Origin of the sequence: Prosthecomicrobium sp. N25 (assembly GCF_037203705.1) — a bacterium.
Taxonomy (GTDB): domain Bacteria; phylum Pseudomonadota; class Alphaproteobacteria; order Rhizobiales; family Ancalomicrobiaceae; genus Prosthecodimorpha.
The window spans coordinates 595,678-618,085 of the sequence record NZ_JBBCAT010000001.1 but is presented as its reverse complement, the minus strand read 5'-3'; the positions used below and the strand labels follow the sequence as shown (position 1 = coordinate 618,085).

The following is a 22,408-nucleotide window of genomic DNA, read 5'->3' as shown; positions in this document are numbered from 1 at the left end:
GGGCGGGAGGGATCGGAGCGCGGCGCCTCGTGCCGCGGCCGGCCCCGGGGGGCGCATGGGGCTCGACGCGACACTGGTCCTGACCGCGCTGGCGCTCGGCATCGAGGCGGCCGCCGGCTATCCGGGCGGCCTCTTCGCGCGCATCGGGCACCCGGTGACTTGGATCGGGGCGCTCATCGCGCGGCTCGACCGGAGCCTCAACCGCGAGACCTCGCGACCGGCAGCCCGGCGCGCGGCCGGAGTCCTGGCGCTCGCCGTCGTCCTCGGTGTGGCGGGCGGAGTGGCGGCGGGTGTGGAACGCGGCGTCATGGCGCTGGCGCCCGGTCTGCCCGGGCTCGTGGTGATCGCGCTCGCGGCCTCGTCGCTCCTGGCTCAGCGCAGCCTCGACGACCACGTGCGGGCGGTCGCGGCAGGGCTGGAGCGTTCGCTCGACGAGGGCCGGGCGGCGGTCTCCCTGATCGTCGGGCGGAACCCGGCCGTGCTGGACGAGGCGGGGGTGGCCCGTGCCGCGATCGAAAGCCTCGCGGAGAACTTCTCGGACGGCATCGTCGCCCCGGCCTTCTGGATGGCGGCGGGCGGGCTGCCGGGGGCGGCGCTCTACAAGGCGGCCAACACGGCGGACAGCATGATCGGGCACCGGACCCCGCGCCACGCGGCGTTCGGCTGGGCCGCCGCGCGCTTCGACGACCTGGTCAACCTGCCGGCCTCCCGGCTCGCGGCCCTGTGGCTCGTCGTCGCCGCTGCGATCACGGAGGGCGCTTCGGCGCGCGAAGCCGTGCGGGCCGTGCGGCGCGACGCCGGGCGGCACCGGTCGCCGAATGCCGGCTGGCCGGAGGCCGCCATGGCGGGGGCCCTCGGGCTCAAGCTGGCCGGCCCGCGGGTCTACGGCGACACGCTCGTCGACGACGCCTTCATGGGCGATGGGCGGCGGGAGGCCACGGCCGCCGACATCCGCCGCGCGCTCGGCCTCTACCGTCGGGCCCTGGCGATCCAGTTCGTCGCCGTGGCGGCCTTGGCGCTGGCGGCGGCCTGACCGGCGGCGTCAGGCGAAGCGCCGCGCGCCCGCGACGCAGAGGACGACCGAGGCGGCGACCAGGATCGTGGCGGGGCCGACGGCCTCGCCGAGCAGCAGGGCGGCGAGCGCGAGGCCGAAGAAGGGCTGCAGCAGTTGCAGTTGCCCGACCGCCGCGATGCCGCCCCGGGCCAGGCCGCGGTACCAGAACACGAAGCCGATCAGCATGCTGAAGAGGGACACGTAGGCGAGGCCGATCCAGGCCGGGACGCCGACGCCATCGAAGCTCGCCGGCATGGTCCCGAGGGCGGCGGCGAGCGTCACCGGTAGGGACAGGACCAAGGCCCAGCAGATGACCTGCCAGCCGCCGTAGACGCGCGACAGGGCGGCGCCCTCTGCATAGCCGAGCCCGCAGCCGACGATGGCGGCCAGCATGAGGCCGTCGCCGAGGAGGTCGCCGTCGAGGCCGCGCGACAGGGCGAAGCCGGCGACGAGCAGGCTGCCGAGGCCGGAGAAGATCCAGAAGGCCGGGCGCGGCCGCTCGCCGCCGCGCAGGACCCCGAAGGCGGCGGTCGCGAGCGGCAGGAGGCCGATGAAGACGACCGCATGGGCCGCCGTGACATGGCGCAGCGCCAGGGCGGTCAGGAGCGGGAAGGCGATCACGACCCCGGCCGCCACGACGGCGAGCCCGGGCAGGTCCTGCCGTTTCGGCCGGCGCTGGCGGAAGGCCACTAGGAGGAGCAGGGCGGCGAGGCCCGCCAGGGCGGCCCGGGCGAGGGTCAGGAAGACGGGGTCGAAGTCGGCCACCGCCACCCGGGTGGCGGGCAGCGAGCCGCTGAAGATGAGCATGCCGACGAAGCCGCTGATCCAGCCGTCCGCGCCGCGGTCCATGGTGTCGGTCCTTCCGGTTTCGGTTCGCACCCCGCTATCGGACAAATGGACTCCCGCTTCCAGAGACGGTGCAGTACGGTTTCTCTGAACTGTACTGGGCAAAGGAGCGGACGGATGGACGACCGGGTGGCACAGGCCGAACCGGCCGGGACGCTGGTCGAGCAGGTCATGCGGGAGGTCCGGCAGCGGATTGCGCGGCGCGCGACGGCGGCGGGCGTGCGGCTCCCCTCGATCCGGGCCCAGGCGCAAGCCCTCGGGGTCTCCAAGTCCACGGTGGTGGAGGCCTACGACCGGCTGGCGGCGGAGGGCGTGATCCGGTCGCGGCCGGGGTCCGGATACTTCGTGGCCGGCCACCTGCCACCCCTGTCACTCGCCGACATCGGGCCGCGGCTCGACCGGGCGGTGGATCCGTTGTGGGTGTCGCGCCAGTCGCTCGAGGCGGGCGACACGATCCTGAAGCCCGGCTGCGGCTGGCTGCCGCCCTCGTGGATGCCCGGGGCAGCGATGCGGAAGTGCCTGCGCGGCCTCGCCCGCGGGGACGATTCGGTCCTCGCCGACTATGGTCCGCCGCTCGGCCATCCGGGGCTCCGTCAGGTCCTCTCCCGGCGCCTTGCCGAGCGGGCCGTCGAGGCGACGCCGGACCAGATCCTGCTGACCGACAGCGGCACCCAGGCGCTGGACCTCGTCTGCCGCTTCCTGCTCGAGCCGGGCGACACGGTGCTGGTCGACGACCCCTGCTACTTCAACTTCCTGGCGCTGCTGCGCGCGCACCGCGCCCGCGTCGTCGGCGTGCCCTTCACCCCCACGGGGCCGGACGTGGAGCGGTTCGCGGCGGCGCTCGCGGAGCACCGGCCGCGGCTCTACCTGACCAACGCCACCTTGCACAACCCGACCGGCGCGACGCTGTCGCCGGTCGTCGCTCATCGCATCCTGACGCTCGCCGCCGAGGCCGGCCTCACGATCGTGGAGGACGACATCTTCGCCGACTTCGAGGAGCGGCCGACCCCGCGGCTCGCCGCCTTCGACGGGCTCGACCGGGTGCTGCACATCGGCAGCTTCTCCAAGACCCTGTCGGCTTCCGTGCGCTGCGGCTTCGTGGCGGCGCGCCCGGACTGGATCGAGGCGCTCGCCGACCTACGGATCGCGACCGCCTTCGGGGGCGGGCGCTTCGCGGCCGCCTTCGTGCAGGGCGTGCTGACCGACGGCAGCTACCGCAAGCACATGGAGGGGGTCCGGCAGCGGCTCGCCCGCGCCATGGCGGAGACCGCGCGACGCCTGGAGGGGCTCGGCATCCGCCCCTGGACGGAGCCGAACGGCGGCCTCTTCCTGTGGTGCAGCCTGCCGGACGGTCTCGACGCCGGCGAGGTCGCGCGGCGGGCGCTCGCCGACGGCGTCGTGCTGGCGCCCGGCAATGCGTTCAGCCTGTCGGGGAATGCCGGACGGTTCCTGCGCTTCAACGTCGCCCAGTGCGGGGACCCGCGCATCCCTTCGGTCCTCGCGCGCGCCATGGGGGCCTGAAGGCGCCCTCGGTCAGGAGGGGACGGCGCCGTTGGCCTTCAGGACCTCGCCGGCCAGGTAGAGCGAGCCGCAGATCAGGATCCGCGGTGCCGGCTCGAAGCGCCAGTCGGCGCCGAGGAGCCGCAGCGCCGCCTCGACGCTCTCCACCGGCTCGGTGGAGAGCCCGGCCGCGGCGGCGGCCTCGGCGAGGTCCTCGGGCGTGCGCGTCTCGTGGCCGCCGTGGATCGGGACCGTGAAGACATGCCGGACGAGGCCCTTGAAGGGGCGGAAGAAGCCGACCGGGTCCTTGGTCTTGAGCATGCCGGCGATGATGAAGAAGGGCCGCGGCACGCGCTCCTCGAGGTCGGCGACCACGTCGGCGAGGACCGCGCCGGCACCGGGGTTGTGGCCGCCGTCGAGCCAGACCTCGGCGCCCGCGGGGGCGAGCGCCGTGAGCGGCCCGGGGCCGAGCCGCTGCATGCGGGCCGGCCATTCCACCGTCTCCAGGCCGCGGCTGACGGCATCAGTGGTCAGCGGGACCCGGGCGGCGCGCAGGGCCGCGATGGCGGTGCCGGCGTTGACGTACTGGTGGCGGCCGAGGAGGCGCGGGGCGGAGAGATCGAGGAGCCCGTCCTCGTCCTGGTAGACGAGCCGTCCGTTCTCCTGGCCGGCGGTCCAGTCCTCGCCGCCGAGGCGCAGCCGCACCCCCTCGCGGGCGGCACGGCGGCGGAGCACGTCCTCGACCTCGGGCACCTGGGGCGAAGAGACGGCGGCGGCGCCGCGCTTGATGATGCCGGCCTTCTGCTCGGCGATGCCGGCGATGGTGTCGCCGAGGAACTTCTCGTGGTCGAGGGAGATCGACGTGATGGCCGAGACGAGCGGCGCCGGCACCACGTTGGTGGCGTCGAGCCGGCCGCCGAGGCCGACCTCCAGGAGGGTGTAGTCGGCCGGGTTGTCGGCGAAGAGCATGAAGGCGGCGACCGTGGTCAGTTCGAAGAAGGTGATCGGCGCGCCGGCGTTCGCCCGCTCGGCCTCCAGAATCGCGGCCGCCATGACGTCGTCCTCGACGAGCCTGCCGCCGCCGGGGCGGCCGAGGCGGATCCGCTCGTTGAAACGGACGAGATGGGGCGAGGTGTAGACGTGGCAGGTCTTGCCCGACGCCTCCAGGATCGCGCGCGAGAAGGCGGTGACCGAGCCCTTTCCGTTGGTGCCGGCGATGTGGATCACCGGCGGGATGCGCCTGTGGGGGTCGCCCAGGGTGGCGAGCAGCCTTTCGATGCGGTCGAGGCCGAGATCCCAGCCGGCGGGGATCGCCATGGTGAGCCGGTCGAGCAGGGCGTCGAGCGCAGACGGGGACATCGGGTGTTCAAGGCTCCTCTGGCGCCGGACCGGGAGGGGCCGGACGCGGGTCGGGGACCCGGACGCGGGTCACGGGACCCGGACGGGAAGTCCAGGGTCAGGCCGCGGCCTCGGTCGGGGCCGCCTCCGGCTCCTCGACTTGCACCTTCGGCGTCTTGGTGAGGAGGTGGCAGAGGCGCGACAAAGTCGCGCGCAACTCCAGTCGGCCGACCACCATGTCGACCATGCCGTGCTGGAGCAGGTACTCGGAGCGCTGGAACCCTTCCGGCAGCTTCTCGCGGATGGTCTGCTCGATCACGCGCGGGCCGGCGAAGCCGATGAGCGCGCCGGGTTCGGCGATGTGCACGTCGCCCAGCATGGCGTAGGAGGCGGTGACCCCGCCCGTCGTCGGGTTGGTGAGCACGACGATGTAGGGCAGCCGGGCCTCGCGGAGCGCCTGGATGGCCACCGTCGTGCGCGGCATCTGCATGAGGGAGAGGATGCCCTCCTGCATGCGCGCGCCGCCGGAGGCCGCGAAGAGGATGAAGGGAGCGAGCTTGTCGCGCGCCGTCATCATGCCGGCGATGATCGCCTCGCCGGCCGCCATGCCGAGGGAGCCGCCCATGAACTCGAAGTCCTGGACGGCGGCGACGACGGTCAGGCCATCGAGGGTGCCGTGGCCGAGCAGGACCGCGTCCTCGTTGCCGGTCTTCGCCTTGGCGTCCTTCAGCCGGTCGGTGTAGCGGCGCTCGTCACGGAACTTGAGCGGGTCGACGGGAACCCCCGGCACCGGGATGGTCTCGTATTTGGCGCCGTCGAAGAGGACCTCGAGCCGGCGCCGGGCCGGCATGCGCATGTGGTAGCCGGAGGACGGAATGACGAACTGGTTCGCCTCCAGGTCGCGGTGGAAGACCATCTCGCCGGTCTCGGGACACTTGATCCAGAGATTGTCGGGGGTCTCGCGCTTCGTCAGCAGGCTCTTGATCTTCGGCCGGACGACGTTGGTGAGCCAGTTCACGGGGGTCCACTCCGGTTGGGGAGCCCCGAGTCCCGGGGCCCCACGTGCTCTCACGTGCCTACACCGGCTTTCCGGCAGAGCCAAGGCATCGCCGCGCCTGCATCCGAGCCATAGCGGCGATACCCGCCGCGCGGCGGCCTGCGGGCGACATCGGGTCGCCCGAACCCGTCAGGCAGCGGTTTCCCGGCGGGCCGAGCGGACGCCCGCGGCGAGATCGGCGACGAAAGCGGTCACGGCCGGCACGGTCGCACCGGTGGCGCGGCCCTCGGCGTCCAGGGTCGCCGCGAGGGCATTGACGAGCGCGGAGCCGACGACCACGCCGTCCGCGTCGCGACCGATCGTGCGGGCCTGTTCGGCTGTCTTGACGCCGAAGCCCACCGCGACGGGCAGCCGGGTGTGGCGCTTGATGCGCTCCACCGCGCCGGCGACGCGGACGGCGTCCGGCGAGGCCGTGCCGGTGATGCCGAGGATCGAGACGTAGTAGACGAAGCCGGAGGTGTTGGCGAGGACGGCGGGCAGGCGCCGGTCGTCGGTCGTCGGGGTCGCCAGCCGGATGAAGTTGATGCCGCGCGCCATGGCGGGAACGCAGAGCTCGTCGTCGGCCTCGGGCGGCAGGTCGACGATGATCAGGCCGTCGACGCCGGCCGCCTTGGCGGCGTCCAGGAAGGCCTCCGGTCCCCAGGAATAGATGGGGTTGTAGTAGCCCATCAGCACGATCGGCGTGGTCCGGTCGGTCTCGCGGAATTCGCGCACCATCTGGAGCGTGCGGACCATGGTCTGGCCGCCGAGCAGCGCCCGCCGCCCGGAGGCCTGGATGGCGGGCCCGTCCGCCATCGGGTCGGAGAAGGGCATGCCCATCTCGATCACGTCCGCGCCGGCTCCGGGCAGCGCCTTCAGGATGGCGAGCGAGGTGGCGTAGTCGGGATCGCCGGCCGTCACAAAGGTGACGAGCGCCGGCCGGCCCTCAGCGGCGAGATCGGCGAAGCGGCGGGTGATGCGGCTCTCGGTCATGATCACATCCCGCCCAGGTGCTTCGCCACGGTGAAGACGTCCTTGTCGCCGCGGCCGCAGAGGTTCATGAGGATGATCTGGTCCTTGTGCATGGTGGGGGCGAGCTTGGCGACGTGGGCGAGGGCGTGGCTCGGCTCGAGCGCCGGGATGATGCCCTCGAGGCGGGTGCAGAGCTGGAAGGCCTCGAGGGCCTCCTTGTCGGTCGCCGGCACATAGGTGACGCGCCCGGTGTCGCGCAGCCAGGAGTGCTCGGGGCCGACGCCGGGGTAGTCGAGCCCGGCGGAGATCGAGTGGCCCTCGAGGATCTGGCCGTCGCCGTCCTGCAAGAGGTAGGTGCGGTTGCCGTGCAGAACGCCGGGGCGGCCGCCGTTCATCGAGGCGGCATGGCCGTTCTCCACGTCCATGCCGTGGCCGCCGGCTTCGACGCCGTAGATGGCGACGTCCTTGTCGTCAAGGAACGGATGGAACAGGCCGATGGCGTTGGAGCCGCCGCCGACGGCCGCGACGAGCGCGTCGGGCAGGCGGCCCTCCATTCCCAGCATCTGCTCCTTGGCCTCGTTGCCGATGACCGACTGGAAGTCGCGCACCATCGCCGGATAGGGGTGCGGGCCGGCCGCCGTGCCGATGATGTAGTAGGTGTCCTCGACGTTGGTGACCCAGTCGCGGAGCGCCTCGTTCATGGCGTCCTTGAGGGTGCCGGCGCCGGAGGTGACCGGGTTCACGGTGGCGCCGAGCAGCTTCATGCGGAAGACGTTCGGCGCCTGGCGCTCGACGTCGGTGGCGCCCATGTAGACGATGCAGGGATAGCCGAAGCGGGCCGAGACGGTGGCCGAGGCGACGCCGTGCTGGCCGGCGCCGGTCTCGGCGATGATGCGGGTCTTGCCCATGCGGCGGGCGAGCAGGATCTGGCCGAGGCAGTTGTTGATCTTGTGGCTGCCGGTGTGGTTCAGCTCGTCGCGCTTGAAGTAGATCTTGGCGCCGCCGAAATGCGCGGTCAGCCGCTCGGCGAAGTAGAGCGGGCTCGGGCGGCCGGTGTAGTGGGTGCCGAGGTGCTTCAGCTCGGCCTGGAAGGCCGGGTCGTTGCGGGCCTCCTCGTAGGCCTTCTCCAGCTCCAGGATCAGCGGCATCAGCGTCTCGGCGACGAAGCGGCCGCCGTAGAGGCCGAAGAAGCCGCGCTCGTCGGGGCCGGCGCGGAAGGTGTTCGGGGCGATGGTCACGGGCTCTTTCCTCAAGCAAATTCTCGGCGCGGGCTCACGCGGCGGCTTCGCCGGCCGCACCGGCCGCGCCGGCGCGCGCCTCGCGCAGGAAGGCGCGGATCCGGTCGGGGTCCTTGACGCCCGGCGCGCTCTCCACGCCCGATGATACGTCGACGGCCGGGGTCCGGGTCACCGCGATCGCGCGGGCGACGTTCGCGGGGTCCAGGCCCCCGGAAAGCATATAGGGCCGGCCGGGGTCAAGATCGCGGACGAGGCGCCAGTCGAAGGCGAGGCCGTTGCCGCCCGGGAGCGCGCCCGCCAGCGCGGGCGGCGGCTTGGCGTCGAAGAGGAAGCGGTCGACATGCGGCGCGAAGGCCGCCACCGGGGCGAGGTCGGCGGCCTCGGCGATCCGGACGGCCTTCATGACCGGCACGCCGAAGCGGGCCCGGACGGCGGCGGCCCGCTTCGGGGTCTCGGCGCCGTGCAACTGCAGGAGGTCGGGCCGGAGGACGTCGACGATGGCGGCGAGATCGTCGTCGGTCGCGTCCACGGTCAGCGCCACAATGCCGGCACGGCCGCGCACCGGCTCCGCCAGCAGGGCGGCCTCGGTCAGCGAGACGTTGCGGGGGCTGCGCGGGAAGAAGACGAAGCCGACCATGTCGGCGCCGGCCTCGAGGGCGGCGGCCACGGTCTCGGGCGTCTTCAGTCCGCAGATCTTGACCAGGAGGCTCATGGGTCCGGCTCTCGTCTCGCGAGAGGATCCTTGGCACGCCGAGGCCGTCGCGTCCACCGCGGAACGCAGGGGCCGAAAAAAGCCGGCCCGACCCTTCGGTCAGTCACCGGACAGCCGCAATGTCCTATTATCGCGGCGACAAGGATCTCCTTCCATGCGCCCCGACCCGCGGTCCCTCCTCTGCGCGGCGGCCCTCCTCGCCGCCGTCGTACCCGCCGCCGCACAGAGCGCGGTGGCCGACCACGAAGCCGCACTCGCGGCACTCGCCCGCGGCGAGGTCAAGCCACTGGACGAAATCCTGGCCACGGTCAAAATCGGCACCGATGCGTTCATCGGGATCGGATTCGACCGGGCCGACGGACGGTGGGTCTACGCCATGACACTTCTGACCGAGAGCGGGCGCTATCGGGTGGTCACGGTCGACGCCGCCACGGCTGAGGTTCTGAACGAAGAGCTGAAGTGATGCGGGTACTGGTGGTGGAAGACGAAGACAGGATCCGTCGGGACCTGGCCGTGCAACTCAAGAATGCCGGCTACGTCGTCGAAGAGGCGGCGGACGGCGAGACCGCATGGTTCCGCGGCGACACGGAGGACTTCGACGCCATCGTGCTCGACCTCGGGCTGCCGAAGCTCGACGGGCTGCAGGTCCTCAAGCGCTGGCGGGAGAGCGGGCGCGACGTCCCGATCCTGATCCTGACGGCGCGCGGCAGCTGGACCGACCGGGTCGAAGGCATCGACGCGGGAGCAGACGACTACCTGGTCAAGCCGTTCCGGATGGAAGAGGTCGTGGCCCGGGTGCGGGCGCTGATCCGCCGATCGGCGGGCCGGGCGAGCCCGGTCCTCTCGGCGCGCGGCATCACGCTCGACACCCGGCGGGCGCGCGCGTCCGTGGACGGCCAAGCGGTGCCGCTGTCGCCCCTGGAGTTCCGGCTCCTCTCCTACCTGCTCCATCATCGCGGACGGGTGGTCAGCCGGGCCGAACTGGTCGAGCACATCTACCATGAGGACGTCGAGCCGGATTCCAACGCTCTCGAGGTGCTGGTCGGCCGCGTCCGCCGCAAGGTGGGCTCGGACGTGATCGAGACCCGGCGGGGACACGGCTATCTCGTCTCCTCGGACTGAGCCCGGGCCTTGACGCGCGGGTCGCTCCGTCTTCGCCTCATCCTGTCGGCGGCAGTCTCGACGGTCATCGCCGTCGCGGCGGCCGGGGTGGCGCTCGTGGTCCTGGCCGAGCGGCACGTCGAGCGCCGGCTGGTCCAGGAAGTCACGGCGCATCTCGACCAGCTCACGGCCCTGCTCCGGGTCGGCGAGAGCGGTCCGATCGTGATCGACGACCTCGCCGACCCGCGCTTCACCCGCCCGCTCTCCGGCCTCTACTGGCAGATCGTCGAGAACGGCGAGGCGAAGGCGCGGTCGCGGTCGCTGTGGGACCAGGTCCTGCCGATCCCGCCGGAGAACCAGCCGCAGAACGTGCCGATGACGGTCGACGGGCCCGGCGACCAGGTCCTGCTCGGGCTGGAGCGGCGGGTCTCGATGGCGGCGGAGGCGGGCTCGGACCTGCGCCATTTTCGCCTGTTCGTGGCGGAGGACAAGTCGGAGATCGACGGGCTGGTCCGGACCTTCGCGCTGGAGGCGTCGGCCTTCCTGTTCGCCCTCATCGCCTTCCTGACTCTTGCCGGGTGGCTGACCATCACGATCGGGCTGAAGCCCCTGGAAGGCCTGCGCGATCTCGTCCTGGAGGTCCGCGGCGGCCGGGCCCGGCGGCTCGACGGCGACTTCCCGGACGAAGTGGCGCCGCTGGTCGGCGAACTCAACGGCCTGATCGCCGCGCAGGAGCAGGCGCTCGAGCGGGCGCGGGCGCGGGCCGGCGATCTGGCCCACGGCCTGAAGACCCCGCTCGCCGTGCTGGCGACCGAGTCGCGGTCCTTGCGCGAGCGCGGCGAGATGGGCTCGGCCGAGGCGATCGACGCGGAGATCACCGGCATGTCGCGCTTCGTCGAGCGCGAGCTCGCCCGGTCGCGCGCGGCCGCCCTGCCCTACCTGCAGCGGCTCGACCTGTCGCGCGCCCTCGACCGGATGGTGGGCGCCATGCAGCGGCTGCCGCGCGGCGACGAGATCGACTGGCTCGTCGAGGTCCCGCCCGGCCTGAGCGTGGCGGTCCACGCGGAGGACGCCAACGAGATCCTCGGCAATCTCCTCGACAACGCGCGCAAGTGGGCGAAGTCTCGCATCGAGGTCACGGCCGGGCTCGCCGGCGACAAGGTCCGGCTGGTCGTGGCCGACGACGGGCCCGGGGTGCCGGAGGAGCGGCGCGAGAGCGTGCTCATGCGCGGCATCCGGCTCGACGAATCGGTGCAGGGCTCGGGGCTCGGCCTCTCCATCGTGGACGACCTGGTGGTCAGCTACGGCGGGCGGCTCACCTTGTCGGAGACGGCCGGGGGCGGGCTCACGGCGGAGGTCCTGCTGCCCCGCGGCGAGGCCTCGCCGGCGCATTGAGCGCCGCGCCGGGCCGTGCGACACCGGTCCGCACCACCGGACCGGACCCCCATGGCGCTCGACCTCCCGACCCTCGACGTCCCGCTCTTCCAGCTCGCCGACTATGCCGGCGTGGCGCTCTTCGCCGCCACGGGCGCGCTCGCGGCCGCCCGGTTGCGGCACGACATCGTCACCTTCGGGGTCTTCGCCGCGGTCACGGGGGTGGGCGGAGGCACGCTGCGCGACCTGCTCCTCGGCGTCCCGGTGTTCTGGGTCGGCGATTCGGGCTATCTCGCGGTCTCGCTTCTGGCGGCGCTGGCGGTGTGGCTGACCGGGACGGGGCCGGCCTGGCGGCTCACCGCGCTCCTCTGGCTCGACGCGGTCGGGCTCGCGGCCTACGCCGTGATGGGCGCCGCGAAAGCGACCGCGGCCGGCGCCGCCCCGCTGGTCGCCCTGACCATGGGGGTGATGACGGCGACCTTCGGGGGGATCGTGCGCGACGTGATCGCGGGCGAGCCGTCGATCCTGCTGACGCGCGAGATCTATGCCACCGCGGCCCTGACGGGGGCCGCCACCTACGTGGGCCTCGGTCTCGCCGGCGTGCCCTCGCCGGTGCCGGCGCTCGCGGGGGCGGCGTTGGCCTTCGCGGTCAGGGCGGGGGCGCTGGCGTTCGGCTGGACGCTCCCGGGATTCGGCGGGGGGAACCGGACGGAAGGCTGACCGCCGTCGCGGGCGGCCGGGCGGTCGTCCCGGAGGGCGGACCAGACCGCCCCGGCGATCGCCAGCGGTCCCAGGAGGCCGACATGGGCGACGACGGCGGGCGAGACCGCCGGCCACAGCCACAGGGCCGCGAGGGGTAGCGCGAAACGGCCGCGTCGGGCGGCCAGCAGCGTGACGGCGGCCGACAGGGCGACCATGTCGTAGAGGTATCCGTACGGGGTCGCCAGGAGGCCGAGGCCAGCGGTGGCGACCGCGCGGGCCAGGGGATCGGCGGCGGGATCCCGCCAGAGCCGCCAGGCGAGACCCGCCGAGATCGCGGCGGCGAGGCCCTGCAGGGCCCAGGCGGCCGAAAGCTCCGCGCCGAGCGAGCGGGCCATCATGAAGACCGTGACGCAGTTCACCTGGTAGCCCTGCGGGTAGGGCGCCTCCAGGATGGCGGTCATCAGCGGGCGAGTCTCGATCCAGAACAGGTGCCAGGCCTCGAGGCCGAAGAGGATCGCGGTCAGGACCGCCACGGCCGCGGCCACCAGGCCCGCGGACAGGATCGCGCGCCACTGGCCGGCGGCCAGGAGACAGATCGGGACCAGGAGACCCATCTGGGGCTTGAGGGTCAGGAGGCCGAAGAGGCAGCCGGCGAGGACCGGGCGGCGCTCGACGGCGAGGAGGCCGCCGAGGAGGAGCGCGGCCGTCCAGGCGCCGTGCTGGCCGAGAAGGGCGTTGCGCCAGACCGCCGGGGCGAGGAGTGCGACCGCGATCACCCAGGGCGGCGCCCCCGCCCGGTGCAGGACCCAGCCGAGGAGCGCCAGTCCGCCCAGGGTGAACACGAGGTGGCTCTCGGCGAGCGGCAAGCCCGCGAGGGGCACGGCAAGCAGCAGGATGGAGGGCGGGTAGCTCCATTCCTGGTTACCGATGCGGGCGAGGTAGAGTTCGCGCAGAGCGGCCCGGTAGGCCTCGACGTCGAAGAGGGTCGCGATCCGGCCCTCGGCCGCCAGGGTGCCTCCGGCCCAGAGATTGGTGAAGTCCCATTGCGGGAGCGTGTTGGCGGCGGGCGAGAAGCCGTCCGGGTCGAGCCGCCAGAGCGTGGCGAGAAGCATCAGGCCGATCGCGGTGGCGGCGAGCGGCAGGGCCACGAAGAGCGGATCGGCGCGGCGCGCCGGCCTGGAATCCGAAACCGCTGGTGCCGCGTCCGCCATGGCGCCGCCCGCTCCGTGGTGGGGAGTTCGACGGCTGAAATTCTAGATGGCGGGGGTTAAGAAATTTCAGTCCTTGGCGGTCCTTTCAGCGCCGCGGCGAGGCGCGTCCAGGCGGACTCGTCGCCCGGCATGCCGAAGCGCAGCAGGGACGGGTCCTCGAAGCGCCGGACCAGGATGCCGGCGCCGCCGAGCCGCACGCGCAGCGCGGGCGCATCCGGGCTGCGGGCCAGGCGGTAGAGCGCGGAGCCGCCGACGACCTCGAAGCCTGCCGGGCCGAGCAGGGCGTCCAGGCGCGCGGCATCCCGGGCGAGCCGGGAGACGGCGGCCTCGAGCCAGGCCGAATCCGACAGGGCGGCCCGGCCGACCGCGATGGCGGGTCCCGGCACCGCCCAGGGGCCGAGGGCGGCGCGCAGCCCCTCGACCAGGGCGTCCGGGCCGAGCGCAAAGCCGAGCCGGACGCCGGCGAGCCCGTAGGCCTTGCCGAAAGAGCGCAGCACGAGGGCGTTGGCGGGCCGCCCGGGCAGGAGGCTCGCGGCGGGGCGGACCACGTCCATGAAGGCCTCGTCGACGACGAGGAGGCCGCCGCGGGCGGCGAGCCGGGCGGCGAGGTCCTGCAGGATAGCGGGCGGGAGCAGGCGCCCGTCCGGATTGTTCGGGTTGACCAGGACGGCTACGTCGGCCGCCGCCAGGGCGTCGGGGTCGCGCACCGTCGAGACGGCGCGGCCGGCGGCACGCCAGGCGGCCCCGTGCTCCTGGTAGGTCGGCCCGAGGACGGCGACCGAGCGGCCCGGGACGAGCTCGGGCAGGCGCTGGATGAGCGCCTGCGTGCCCGGGCCGGCGACCACGGCGGTCGCCGCGTCGGCGCCGTAGGCCCGGCGGGCGGTCTCCTCCAGGGCCGCCAGTCCGGCACGGCCGGGCAGGCGCGTCCAGGCCTCGGGCGGGATCGGCGGGATGGGATAGGGCACCGGATTGATGCCGGTCGACAGGTCGATCCAGGGTTCGGGCGCGCCCGGGAAGGCGGCGCGGGCCGCATCGAGATTGCCGCCATGGTGGATCGGCGCGCCCCGGCCGGCCGCGGACATCAGAACTCGATGCCCTGCTGCGCCTTCACGCCGGCCGCGAAGTGATGCTTGACCAGGGTCATCTCGGTGACGAGATCGGCGGCCTCAATCAGCTCCGGCTTCGCGTTGCGCCCGGTGACGACCACGTGCAGGTCCGGACGCCGGCCGCGCAGGGTCTCGACCACCTCGTCGAGAGGGAGGTAGTCGTAGCGCAGCGCGATGTTGAGCTCGTCGAGGACGACGAGGCGCAGGGCCGGATCGGCCATCAGTTCCTTGGCCTTGTCGAAGGCCCGGCGGGCGGCGGCGATGTCGCGGGCCTTGTCCTGGGTTTCCCAGGTGAAGCCTTCGCCCATGGTGTGCCAGCGGACTAGGTCCGGGAACCGCTCCAGGGCGCGGCGCTCGCCGGTCTCCCAGGCGCCCTTGATGAACTGCACGACGCCGACCGGCCAGCCATGGCCGAGGGCGCGCAGGACGAGTCCGAAGGCTGCCGTCGACTTGCCCTTGCCGGGGCCGGTGTTGACGATCAGGAGCCCCTTCTCGGCGATCGTCTTGCCGGCCACCTCGGCGTCCTGGACGGCCTTGCGCTTCTGCATCTTGGCCCGATGGCGGGCTTCGTCGTCGGGGGTCTCGGTCATGGCGGTCTCCTCGGGCCGCATGGACACCACGTCCCGGCCGGCGCCGCAAGGCCGGAGGCGCGCGGGAGGCCCGCGTCGTCAACCTCGATTGACAGGCGCCGGGTCGCGGCCTCATAACCATCCGGTGACGGTCCCTCGCCGAGGGACAAGAGGGAATGCGGTGCCGGCCGGGCGACCGGGCGAATGCCGCAGCTGCCCCCGCAACTGTGAGCGGGTAGTCGCGTCGCCAATAGCCACTGGTCCACAGGGGGACCGGGAAGGCGGCGACGGGGCGCCGATCCGCGAGCCAGGAGACCTGCCGTCGCGCCGAAAAGCCACGACCCGCCGGAGGGGCGGTGAGGAGGGACCATGGACTCGACGACCCTTACCCACACGGCGCCCGCGGCCATCCGGATCGACCGGGCCGACGTGCTCAAGGCCGCCGCCGTCGCGGCGCTCTTCGGGATCGCGCTGGTCTTCACGACCGGATTCGCCCATCCCGAGATCCTGCATAACGCGGCGCACGATTCGCGCCACGCGATGAATTTCCCCTGCCACTGACGGCAGCGGGACCATGATCGGACGGGTGCTCTGGGTCGGCCTGCTGGCCGGCCTGGTCGCGGGGCTTGCGGTCGCGGCCCTCCAGCACGTCACCACCACACCGCTGATCCTCGCCGCCGAAGCCTACGAGGCGCAGGGCCACCATCACGGCGCGTTGCCGGACGGCGGGGTCCTGCGGCTCGCGCACAGCCACGGCGGCACCGCGACGGACGCCTCGGCGCCGGCACCGGCCGAGACCTCCTGGAAGCCGGCGGACGGGATCGAGCGCACGGCAGTCACGTCGCTCGCGACGGTGCTCACCGCCATGGGCTACGCCCTGATCCTGGTCGCCGGCATGCTGGTCGCCGGCGACGCGATCACGGTGCGCTCGGCCCTTGCCTGGGGGGCGGCCGGGTTCGCGGCGACTGGGCTCGCCACGGGACTGGGGCTCGCGCCCGAGCTGCCGGGCAGCGCGGCGGGAGATCTGGTGGCGCGCCAGACCTGGTGGATCGTCACCGCGGTGGCGACCGGCGCAGGGCTCTATGGGCTGTTCCGGCTCGCCACGGTCGGGGCCAAGGCCGGCGGCGCGATCCTCATCGCGGTGCCGCACATCGTCGGGGCGCCGAAGCCGGCCGCCTTCGAGAGTACTGTCCCGGCAGAACTCGCCGCCCATTTCGCCTCCACGTCGCTCGCCGTCCATGCCGTGCTCTGGCTCCTGGTCGCGGCCTCGGTCGCGCTCCTCTGGGAGCGTACCGGGCGGACCGCCTGAGCGGCGACGGCCGAACGGACATGACCGACATGACGTCTCCCGTGACCCTCTACGTCTGCAAGACCTGCCGAAGGCCGGAGGAGCCGTCCGAGCCGCGCGAGGAGCGCTCCGGCGCGCGGCTCGCCCAAGCCCTCGCCGCGGCTGCCGCCGAGGCGCCCGGCGTCCAGGTGGTCCCGGTCGAATGCCTCAGCGTCTGCAAGCGGCCGGTGACGATCGGCTTCGCCGCGCCGGGCAAGTGGACCTACGTGTACGGCGACTTTTCCGAGGTCGGCCCGGAGGCGGCCTCCCGCATTCTCGCCGCCGCCGGCCAGTACGCCGCCGCGCCGGACGGGCTCATCCCCTGGAAGGAACGTCCGGACGCCCTGAAGAAGGGCGTCGTGGCGCGCATCCCGCCCCTTCCCACCCTCGCCGAGGCCGCCGAATGAACGCCCCCTCCCCCGCGCTCGCCAAGATCCCGGTCACGGTGGTGACGGGCTTCCTCGGCGCCGGCAAGACGACGCTCATCCGGCACATCCTGGAAACGGCCCGGGGCCGGCGGCTCGCGCTGATCGTCAACGAGTTCGGGGACGTCGGCGTCGACGGCGAGATCCTGCGCGCCTGCGGGATCGAGAGCTGCCCGGAGGAGAACATCGTCGAGCTCGCCAACGGCTGCCTCTGCTGCACGGTGGCGGACGACTTCATTCCCGCCGTCGAGGCCCTGCTGGCGCACCCGAACCGGCCGGAACACATCATCGTCGAGACGTCCGGGCTGGCGCTGCCGAAGCCGCTCGTCAAGGCCTTCGACTGGCCGGCGGTGAGGGCCAGGCTGACGGTCGACGGGGTCGTCGCGGTGGTGGACGGCGCGGCCGTGGCGGCCGGGCGCTTCGCGGACGACCCGGAGGAGGTGCTCGCCCAGCGCGCCGAGGACGCCGCCGTCGATCACGACAATCCGCTCGAGGAGGTCTACGAGGACCAGCTCCTCTGCGCCGACCTTGTGATCCTCAACAAGGCGGACCTGCTGGACGCCGCCGAGATGGGACGCGTCGCGGCCGAGATCGGCGCGACGGTGCCGCGCGCGGTGAAGATCGTGCAAACCTCGGAGGGACGCGTCGACCCTGCCGTTCTGCTGGGCCTGTCCGCGGCGGCCGAGGACGACCTCGCCAACCGGCCGTCGCACCACGACACGGAAGAGGGGCACGACCACGACGACTTCGACAGCTTCGTGGTCGAGATCGGCACGGTCCGGGACGCCGCGGCGCTGGTCGAGCGGCTCGGGCGCGTCGCGGCCGAGCACGACGTGCTGCGCATGAAGGGCTTCGTGGCGGTCGAGGGCAAGCCGATGCGGCTCCTGGTGCAGGGCGTCGGCACTCGCTTCCGCCAGCAGTTCGACCGGGCCTGGAAGGCCGACGAGGACAGGACCAGCCGGATCGTGGTGATCGGTGAGAAGGGGCTCGACCGCGCGGCGGTCACGGCGGCGCTCGCGGGCTGAGGCCCGGGCGCGGGCACAGGGAGGATCGGGAGAGGCGTTGCATCTCCTGCCGCAGGACGTCCGGACGCTCGACGCCGCCGAGGCCGCCGAGGATCTCGGCCAGTCGCCGGCGGATCTCCTGTGCCTGTCCTTCTCCGATTCCGACCTCTCGGCACTCGCCGCCGCCTGGCGAACCGAACGGCGGCGGGGAACGCCGCTTCCCTCGCTCCGCCTCGCCAACCTGGCACGACTGCGGCACCCCTACTCGGTCGACCTCTACCTGGAGACGGTCGCGGCGGGAGCCCGGGCGATCGTGATCCGCTGCCTCGGCGGGGCGGACTACTGGCGCTACGGCGTGGACGAACTGGCGGCGCTCGCCCGGGCGCGCGGGATCGCGCTCGCGATCGTGCCGGGCGACCACATGGAGGATCTCCGGCTCGACCGCGCCTCCACGGAGCCGGTGGAGGACCTGCGGCGCATCTGGGGCTGGTTCCAGGAGGGCGGGCCGGACAACATGGCCTCGCTCGTCGGCTGGCTGTCCGCCCGCACCGGGCTCGCCGGCCACTGGACGGAGCCCGCGCCGGTGCCGGCGGCCGGCCGGTTCGAGGCCGCCTGCCGGGCGGGCGGGGCGGCGGGGCGCGCGCTCGTGATCTTCTACCGGTCGCTCCTGCTCGCGGCCGACACCGAGCCCGTCACGGCCCTCGCCGATGCGCTGGCGGGACACGGGCTCGCGGTCGAGACTCTGGCAGTCACCAGCCTCAAGGACCCGCGCGCCGTCGCAGTGGTGGAAGCCTCAATCGCGGCGGCGCGGCCGGACGTGATCGTCAACGCGACCGCCTTCTCGGCGAGGCTAGACGGCGGCGGCACTGTGCTCGATCGGGCGGGGGCGCCGGTGCTGCAGGCGGTGCTGCCGGTCACCCGTCGGGAGGCCTGGGCGGCCTCGACCCGCGGGCTCGGCGCCGCCGACCTCGCCATGAACGTCGTGCTCCCGGAGCTCGACGGCCGCATCGTGACGCGGGCGATCTCGTTCAAGGCGGCCGAGACCGTTGACCCGGACCTGCAGTTCGCCGCGGTCCGGCACCGCCCCGAGGCGGAGGCGATCGAGGCGGTCGCGGCGCTCGCGGCCGGGTGGGCCCGGCTCCGGCGGACGCCCGCAGGGGAACGGCGCCTCGCGCTCGTCCTCTCCGACTACCCGGCCAAGGGCGGCCGGGAGGGCTATGCGGTCGGGCTCGACACGCCGGCGAGCGTCGCCACGATCGCCGAGGCGCTGCGGGCGGCTGGCTACCGCGTCGGGACGCTGCCCGACGGGGATGCGCTGATGGCCGCGCTGACGCGCCGCGCCCCGGGGCCGAGCCTCGACCTCGCGAGCTACGCGCGCCTTTTCGGGGCGCTGCCGGCGGAGTTCCGCGAGGCGGTCCTCTCGGCGTGGGGCGACCCGGTGACGGATCCGGACGTCGAGGACGGCGGCTTCCGCTTCCGTGTGCTGGCCGCCGGGGCGCTGGCGGTGGCGATCCAGCCGGACCGGGGCCGCGACCGGGACCGCAAGGCGGACTACCACGATGCCAACCTGCCGCCGCGCCACGGCTACGTCGCCTTCCATCTCTGGCTCCGGCATGTGTTCCGGCTCGACGCGATGGTGCACCTCGGGACGCACGGCACCCTGGAGTGGCTGCCCGGCAAGGCCGTGGCGCCCTCGGAGACCTGTGCGCCGTCGCTGCTCGCCGGGCCGGTGCCGGTCATCTATCCCTTCATCGTCAACAATCCGGGTGAGGCCGGGCAGGCCAAGCGGCGGATCGGGGCGGTCACGATCGGCCACATGACGCCGCCGCTCGGCGCCGCCGGCAGCCACGGCGCGGCGGCCGAGATCGAGGCGCTGCTGGAGGAGTATGCCGAGGCGCAAGGGCTCGACCCGCGCCGGGCCCGGCTCCTGGCCGACGCCATCCTGGAGAAGGCGGAAGCCTCTGGCCTGGCCGCGGAGAGCGGACTGCCGCGCGGAGCGGAGCCCGGCGCGGCGCTCGCGGCGATCGACGCCTGGATCTGCGACCTCAAGGAGATGCGCATCGGCGACGGGCTGCATGTCTTCGGACGCGCGCCGGCGCCGGACCGGCTGGCCGCGGCGGCCGCCGTGCTGGCGGAGGCGGCTGGTGCGGCGGCGGAGGCGGCCGCGGTACTTCTCGACCTGTCCGCGTCTTCCGAGATCGACGGCCTGCTCGCGGCCCTCGACGGGCGCTTCGTGCCGCCCGGGCCGGCGGGCGCCCCCGTCAGGGGCCGCCTGGACGTCCTGCCCACCGGCCGCAACCTGACGGCCCTCGACCCGCGCGCGATCCCGACCGCGACCGCGGAGGCGATCGGGGCCCGCACCGCGGCGGCCGTGATGGACCGCTACGCGCAGGACCACGGCGAATGGCCGAAGCGGATCGTCGTCGACCTATGGGGTTCCGCCACCATGCGCACCGGCGGGGACGATCTCGCGCAGGCGCTCGCCCTTCTGGGCGTCCGGCCCGTTCGCGATGCGGGGTCGGCCCGCGTCTCGGGCTTCGAGATCCTGCCGGCGGCGCGGCTGGAGCGGCCCCGCGTCGACGTCACGCTCAGGATCTCCGGGCTCTTCCGGGACGTCTTTCCGACCCAGGTGGCGCTCTTCGACGAGGCGGCGCGCGCCGTGGCGGCGCTGGACGAGGACGACGAGACCAATCCGCTCGCGGCGGCCCGGCGTGCCGCCCCGGAGGGCCCGCGCGTCTTCGGCGCCGCGCCGGGAGCCTACGGCACCGGGCTCGGCGACATCCTCGCGGAGGGTCGCTTCACCGAGGCGGCCGACCTGGGGGAGGCCTACCTGGCCGCCTCCGGCTTCGCGTATGGCGCGGGCCTCGAGGGCGCCGCCGCCGAAGCGGCGTTCCGGGCGCGCGTCGCCGGGGCGGACGCCTTCGTGCATGGCGAGGACAATCCGCACCAGGACATCCTCGATTCCGATGCCTTCGCGACCCACACCGGCGGCTTCGCGGCCGCCGCCGCGGCGCTCGGGGCGGCTCCGGCGCTCTATCATGCGGAGAGCCCCGGCGGGGCGGGGTCGCCGAAGGTCCGCACGCTCGCCGAGCAGGTCGCGCGCGTCCTGCGCGGGCGCGCCACGAACCCGCGCTGGATCGCCGGGCAGATGCGGCACGGCCACCGGGGGGCCGCCGAGATCGCCGAGACGGTCGGCAACCTCTTCGCCTTCGCGGCGACCACGCAGGCCGTCACGAGCCGGCAGTTCGACCTCCTGTACGACGCCACGCTCGGCGACGAGACCGTCCGGGCGTTCCTGTTCGCCGCGAACCCGGAGGCCGCGCGGGCCACCGCGCGCACCTTCTCGGAGGCGCACCGGCGGGGCTACTGGCAGACCCGCCGCAACGCGCCGCTGGCTTTCCTGGCGGGTCTCGGAGACGCCGCATGAACGCGCCCCGACCCCACGGCGTGAAGGGCTGGTGCCCTGGCGCGCTCCGGCCGATGCGGACGGGGGACGGACTGCTGGTGCGGCTGCGGCTGCCGGGCGGCGCCGTGTCCGCCCGGCTGCTCACGACGATCGCCGGACTGGCGGCGCGGCACGGCAACGGGCTCGTCGACCAGAGCCAGCGCGCCAACCTCCAGATCCGCGGCGTCTCGGACGCGACCCTTCCCGCTCTGCTCGACGCGCTGGCGGAGCTCGGCCTCCTCGACGCCGACGCGGGCGCGGAGGCGATCCGAAACGTCGTCCCGAGTCCGCTCGCCGGCTACGACCCGACCGCGCCGGTCGACGGACGGGCGCTGGCGGCGGAGCTGGAGCGACGGCTGGTCGCGGAGCCCGACCTGCGCGCGTTGCCGGGCAAGTTCGGCTTCCTGGTCGACGAGGGCGGCATCCTGCCGCTCGACGACACGGGCACGGATGTCCGGCTGGTCGGACAGCCGGACGGGCGGGTCCTGATCGCGCTCGGCGGCGCCGCGGCGGACGCCGAGCCCGCCGCCGTGGTGGACCCGGCCGGGGCCGCCGAGACGGCGATCCGGTTCGCGAGAGCCTATCTGGCGCTGCGCCGGCCCAACGAGCGGCGGATGCGGGCGCTCGTGGCGCGGCTCGGGGTCGAGGCCGTCGCCGAGTGGGCTTTGGGCGCCGCACCGGGCGCCGGGGCCGACGGGCATACCATTCAATCCCGGCGCGATGGCCGGGACGACATCCGCGGAGTGGGCGGGAGCCCGCGACCGGGCTTTCACCGCGTTGCGGCCTCTCGGGGAACCCTCAGCCCCTCCACCGTTGTCATCCCGGCCTTCGAGCCGGGATCCAATGGCGCGGAAACAGGGTACGGCTCGGAAGATCTGGTCCGGAACGTTTCCACGGGTCCCGAAACCAGCCGTGAGGCCAATGGGTCCCGGCTCGATGGCCGGAATGACACCCGCGGAGAGGGCGAGGCCGCACTGCCCGGCTTTCTGCTCGTGGCCGCTCCGTTCGGGCGGTGGGAGAGCGGGCAACTGGCGGCGCTGGGCGTGATCGCCCGCCGGCACGGGGTCGGCGAGATCCGACTGACGCCCTGGCGCATGGCGCTGGTGCCAGGCGTCGGGCCGCACCAGGCCGAAGCCGCGCTGGAGGGCTGCCGAGAGGCCGGCCTGATCGTCGATGCCGCCGATCCCCGGCTGGCGGTCGTCGCCTGTGCGGGGCGGCCCGCCTGCGACAGCGCCGCCCAGCCGGCGCGCGAGGATGCCGTCCGGCTCGCCGAGGCGGCGGCACGGCTTCCCGGGATCGGGGTCCGCCTGCACGTCTCCGGCTGCCCGAAGGGCTGCGCGCGGCCGGAGGCGACGGCCGTCACGCTGGTCGGCACCGGAGACGGCTACGACGTCGTGCTCGCCGGCCGGACCGGCGACGCGCCCGAGGCGCGCGGGCTTTCGACGGAG

The 22,408-nt window shown here is 73.8% G+C and carries 19 protein-coding genes, 2 pseudogenes and 1 riboswitch; of the genes and pseudogenes, 12 read left to right on the top strand and 9 right to left on the bottom strand.

Annotated features, from left to right (window positions below):
* Positions 1-55 precede the first annotated feature (55 nt).
* A complete protein-coding gene (cbiB, locus tag WBG79_RS02895; protein WP_337355603.1) occupies positions 56-1,033 on the top strand; it encodes an adenosylcobinamide-phosphate synthase CbiB in 978 nt (325 codons plus the stop codon).
* 9 nt (positions 1,034-1,042) lie between these two features.
* Here the strand turns inward: cbiB and WBG79_RS02890 are convergent, their stop codons facing one another.
* Positions 1,043-1,903 carry a DMT family transporter gene (locus WBG79_RS02890; RefSeq protein ID WP_337355602.1) on the bottom strand — a complete coding sequence of 287 codons (861 nt, stop codon included), beginning with the start codon at positions 1,901-1,903 and terminating at the stop codon, positions 1,043-1,045.
* A gap of 114 nt (positions 1,904-2,017) precedes the next feature.
* Here WBG79_RS02890 and WBG79_RS02885 point away from each other — a divergent pair, with 114 nt between their 5' ends.
* Positions 2,018-3,421: an aminotransferase-like domain-containing protein gene (locus WBG79_RS02885; protein WP_337355601.1), complete on the top strand. Its 1,404-nt coding sequence runs from the start codon at positions 2,018-2,020 to the stop codon at positions 3,419-3,421.
* A gap of 12 nt (positions 3,422-3,433) precedes the next feature.
* On the opposite strand, the gene WBG79_RS02880 is transcribed toward WBG79_RS02885, so the two are convergent.
* From WBG79_RS02880 to WBG79_RS02860, 5 genes are all read right to left on the bottom strand, one after another.
* Positions 3,434-4,759, bottom strand: coding sequence for a bifunctional folylpolyglutamate synthase/dihydrofolate synthase (locus WBG79_RS02880; protein WP_337355600.1), 1,326 nt, complete (start codon positions 4,757-4,759; stop codon positions 3,434-3,436).
* Positions 4,760-4,856: 97 nt separating this feature from the next.
* Positions 4,857-5,756 (bottom strand): acetyl-CoA carboxylase, carboxyltransferase subunit beta, encoded by a 900-nt coding sequence (accD, locus tag WBG79_RS02875; protein ID WP_337355599.1) that lies wholly within the window; start codon positions 5,754-5,756, stop codon positions 4,857-4,859.
* Positions 5,757-5,924: 168 nt separating this feature from the next.
* Positions 5,925-6,767 (bottom strand): tryptophan synthase subunit alpha, encoded by an 843-nt coding sequence (gene trpA / locus WBG79_RS02870; RefSeq protein WP_337355598.1) that lies wholly within the window; start codon positions 6,765-6,767, stop codon positions 5,925-5,927.
* 2 nt (positions 6,768-6,769) lie between these two features.
* Positions 6,770-7,984, bottom strand: a complete 1,215-nt coding sequence (gene trpB, locus WBG79_RS02865; RefSeq protein WP_337355597.1) for a tryptophan synthase subunit beta — start codon at positions 7,982-7,984, stop codon at positions 6,770-6,772.
* A 34-nt stretch (positions 7,985-8,018) separates the two neighbouring features.
* Positions 8,019-8,696, bottom strand: a complete 678-nt coding sequence (locus WBG79_RS02860; RefSeq protein WP_337355596.1) for a phosphoribosylanthranilate isomerase — start codon at positions 8,694-8,696, stop codon at positions 8,019-8,021.
* Between the two features lie 154 nt (positions 8,697-8,850).
* Here WBG79_RS02860 and WBG79_RS02855 point away from each other — a divergent pair, with 154 nt between their 5' ends.
* From WBG79_RS02855 to WBG79_RS02840, 4 genes are read left to right on the top strand one after another with little or no spacing between them, the layout of a single operon-like run.
* On the top strand, positions 8,851-9,159 hold the full coding sequence (locus WBG79_RS02855) for a PepSY domain-containing protein (RefSeq protein ID WP_337355595.1): 309 nt from the start codon (positions 8,851-8,853) through the stop codon (positions 9,157-9,159).
* Positions 9,159-9,818 (top strand): response regulator transcription factor, encoded by a 660-nt coding sequence (locus tag WBG79_RS02850; RefSeq protein WP_337355594.1) that lies wholly within the window; start codon positions 9,159-9,161, stop codon positions 9,816-9,818. The genes WBG79_RS02855 and WBG79_RS02850 overlap by 1 nt, the downstream gene beginning before the upstream one ends.
* A gap of 9 nt (positions 9,819-9,827) precedes the next feature.
* Positions 9,828-11,192, top strand: a complete 1,365-nt coding sequence (locus WBG79_RS02845; RefSeq protein ID WP_337355593.1) for a HAMP domain-containing sensor histidine kinase — start codon at positions 9,828-9,830, stop codon at positions 11,190-11,192.
* A 51-nt stretch (positions 11,193-11,243) separates the two neighbouring features.
* The gene (locus WBG79_RS02840; protein WP_337355592.1) at positions 11,244-11,891 is read left to right on the top strand and encodes a trimeric intracellular cation channel family protein; all 648 of its coding nucleotides are present in this window, start codon (positions 11,244-11,246) and stop codon (positions 11,889-11,891) included.
* Positions 11,892-12,118: 227 nt separating this feature from the next.
* Here the strand turns inward: WBG79_RS02840 and WBG79_RS02835 are convergent.
* From WBG79_RS02835 to cobO, 3 genes and pseudogenes are all read right to left on the bottom strand, one after another.
* Positions 12,119-12,985: pseudogene (locus WBG79_RS02835) on the bottom strand (glycosyltransferase family 87 protein); the annotation flags it as partial.
* 155 nt (positions 12,986-13,140) lie between these two features.
* A complete protein-coding gene (gene cobD, locus WBG79_RS02830; protein ID WP_337355591.1) occupies positions 13,141-14,166 on the bottom strand; it encodes a threonine-phosphate decarboxylase CobD in 1,026 nt (341 codons plus the stop codon).
* On the bottom strand, positions 14,166-14,780 hold the full coding sequence (cobO, locus tag WBG79_RS02825; protein ID WP_337355590.1) for a cob(I)yrinic acid a,c-diamide adenosyltransferase: 615 nt from the start codon (positions 14,778-14,780) through the stop codon (positions 14,166-14,168). Before cobO ends, cobD begins: the two co-directional genes overlap by 1 nt.
* Before the next feature lie 111 nt (positions 14,781-14,891).
* Positions 14,892-15,097: riboswitch (cobalamin riboswitch) on the top strand.
* Between the two features lie 31 nt (positions 15,098-15,128).
* Between cobO and WBG79_RS02820 the strand changes: the two genes are divergently transcribed.
* From WBG79_RS02820 to cobG, 6 genes and pseudogenes are all read left to right on the top strand, one after another.
* Positions 15,129-15,320 (top strand): CbtB domain-containing protein, encoded by a 192-nt coding sequence (locus WBG79_RS02820; protein ID WP_337355589.1) that lies wholly within the window; start codon positions 15,129-15,131, stop codon positions 15,318-15,320.
* A gap of 13 nt (positions 15,321-15,333) precedes the next feature.
* The gene (locus tag WBG79_RS02815) at positions 15,334-16,068 is read left to right on the top strand and encodes a CbtA family protein (RefSeq protein WP_337355588.1); all 735 of its coding nucleotides are present in this window, start codon (positions 15,334-15,336) and stop codon (positions 16,066-16,068) included.
* Positions 16,069-16,097: 29 nt separating this feature from the next.
* Positions 16,098-16,493 (top strand): DUF1636 domain-containing protein, encoded by a 396-nt coding sequence (locus WBG79_RS02810; RefSeq protein WP_337355587.1) that lies wholly within the window; start codon positions 16,098-16,100, stop codon positions 16,491-16,493.
* Positions 16,490-17,536: a cobalamin biosynthesis protein CobW gene (gene cobW / locus WBG79_RS02805; RefSeq protein WP_337355586.1), complete on the top strand. Its 1,047-nt coding sequence runs from the start codon at positions 16,490-16,492 to the stop codon at positions 17,534-17,536. Before WBG79_RS02810 ends, cobW begins: the two co-directional genes overlap by 4 nt.
* A 37-nt stretch (positions 17,537-17,573) precedes the next feature.
* Complete coding sequence (gene cobN, locus WBG79_RS02800) at positions 17,574-20,942, top strand: cobaltochelatase subunit CobN (protein ID WP_337355585.1); 3,369 nt, start codon at positions 17,574-17,576, stop codon at positions 20,940-20,942.
* Positions 20,939-22,336: pseudogene (gene cobG, locus WBG79_RS02795) on the top strand (precorrin-3B synthase); the annotation flags it as partial. The gene cobN and the pseudogene cobG, both read left to right, overlap by 4 nt.
* Between the last annotated feature and the right edge of the window lie 72 nt (positions 22,337-22,408).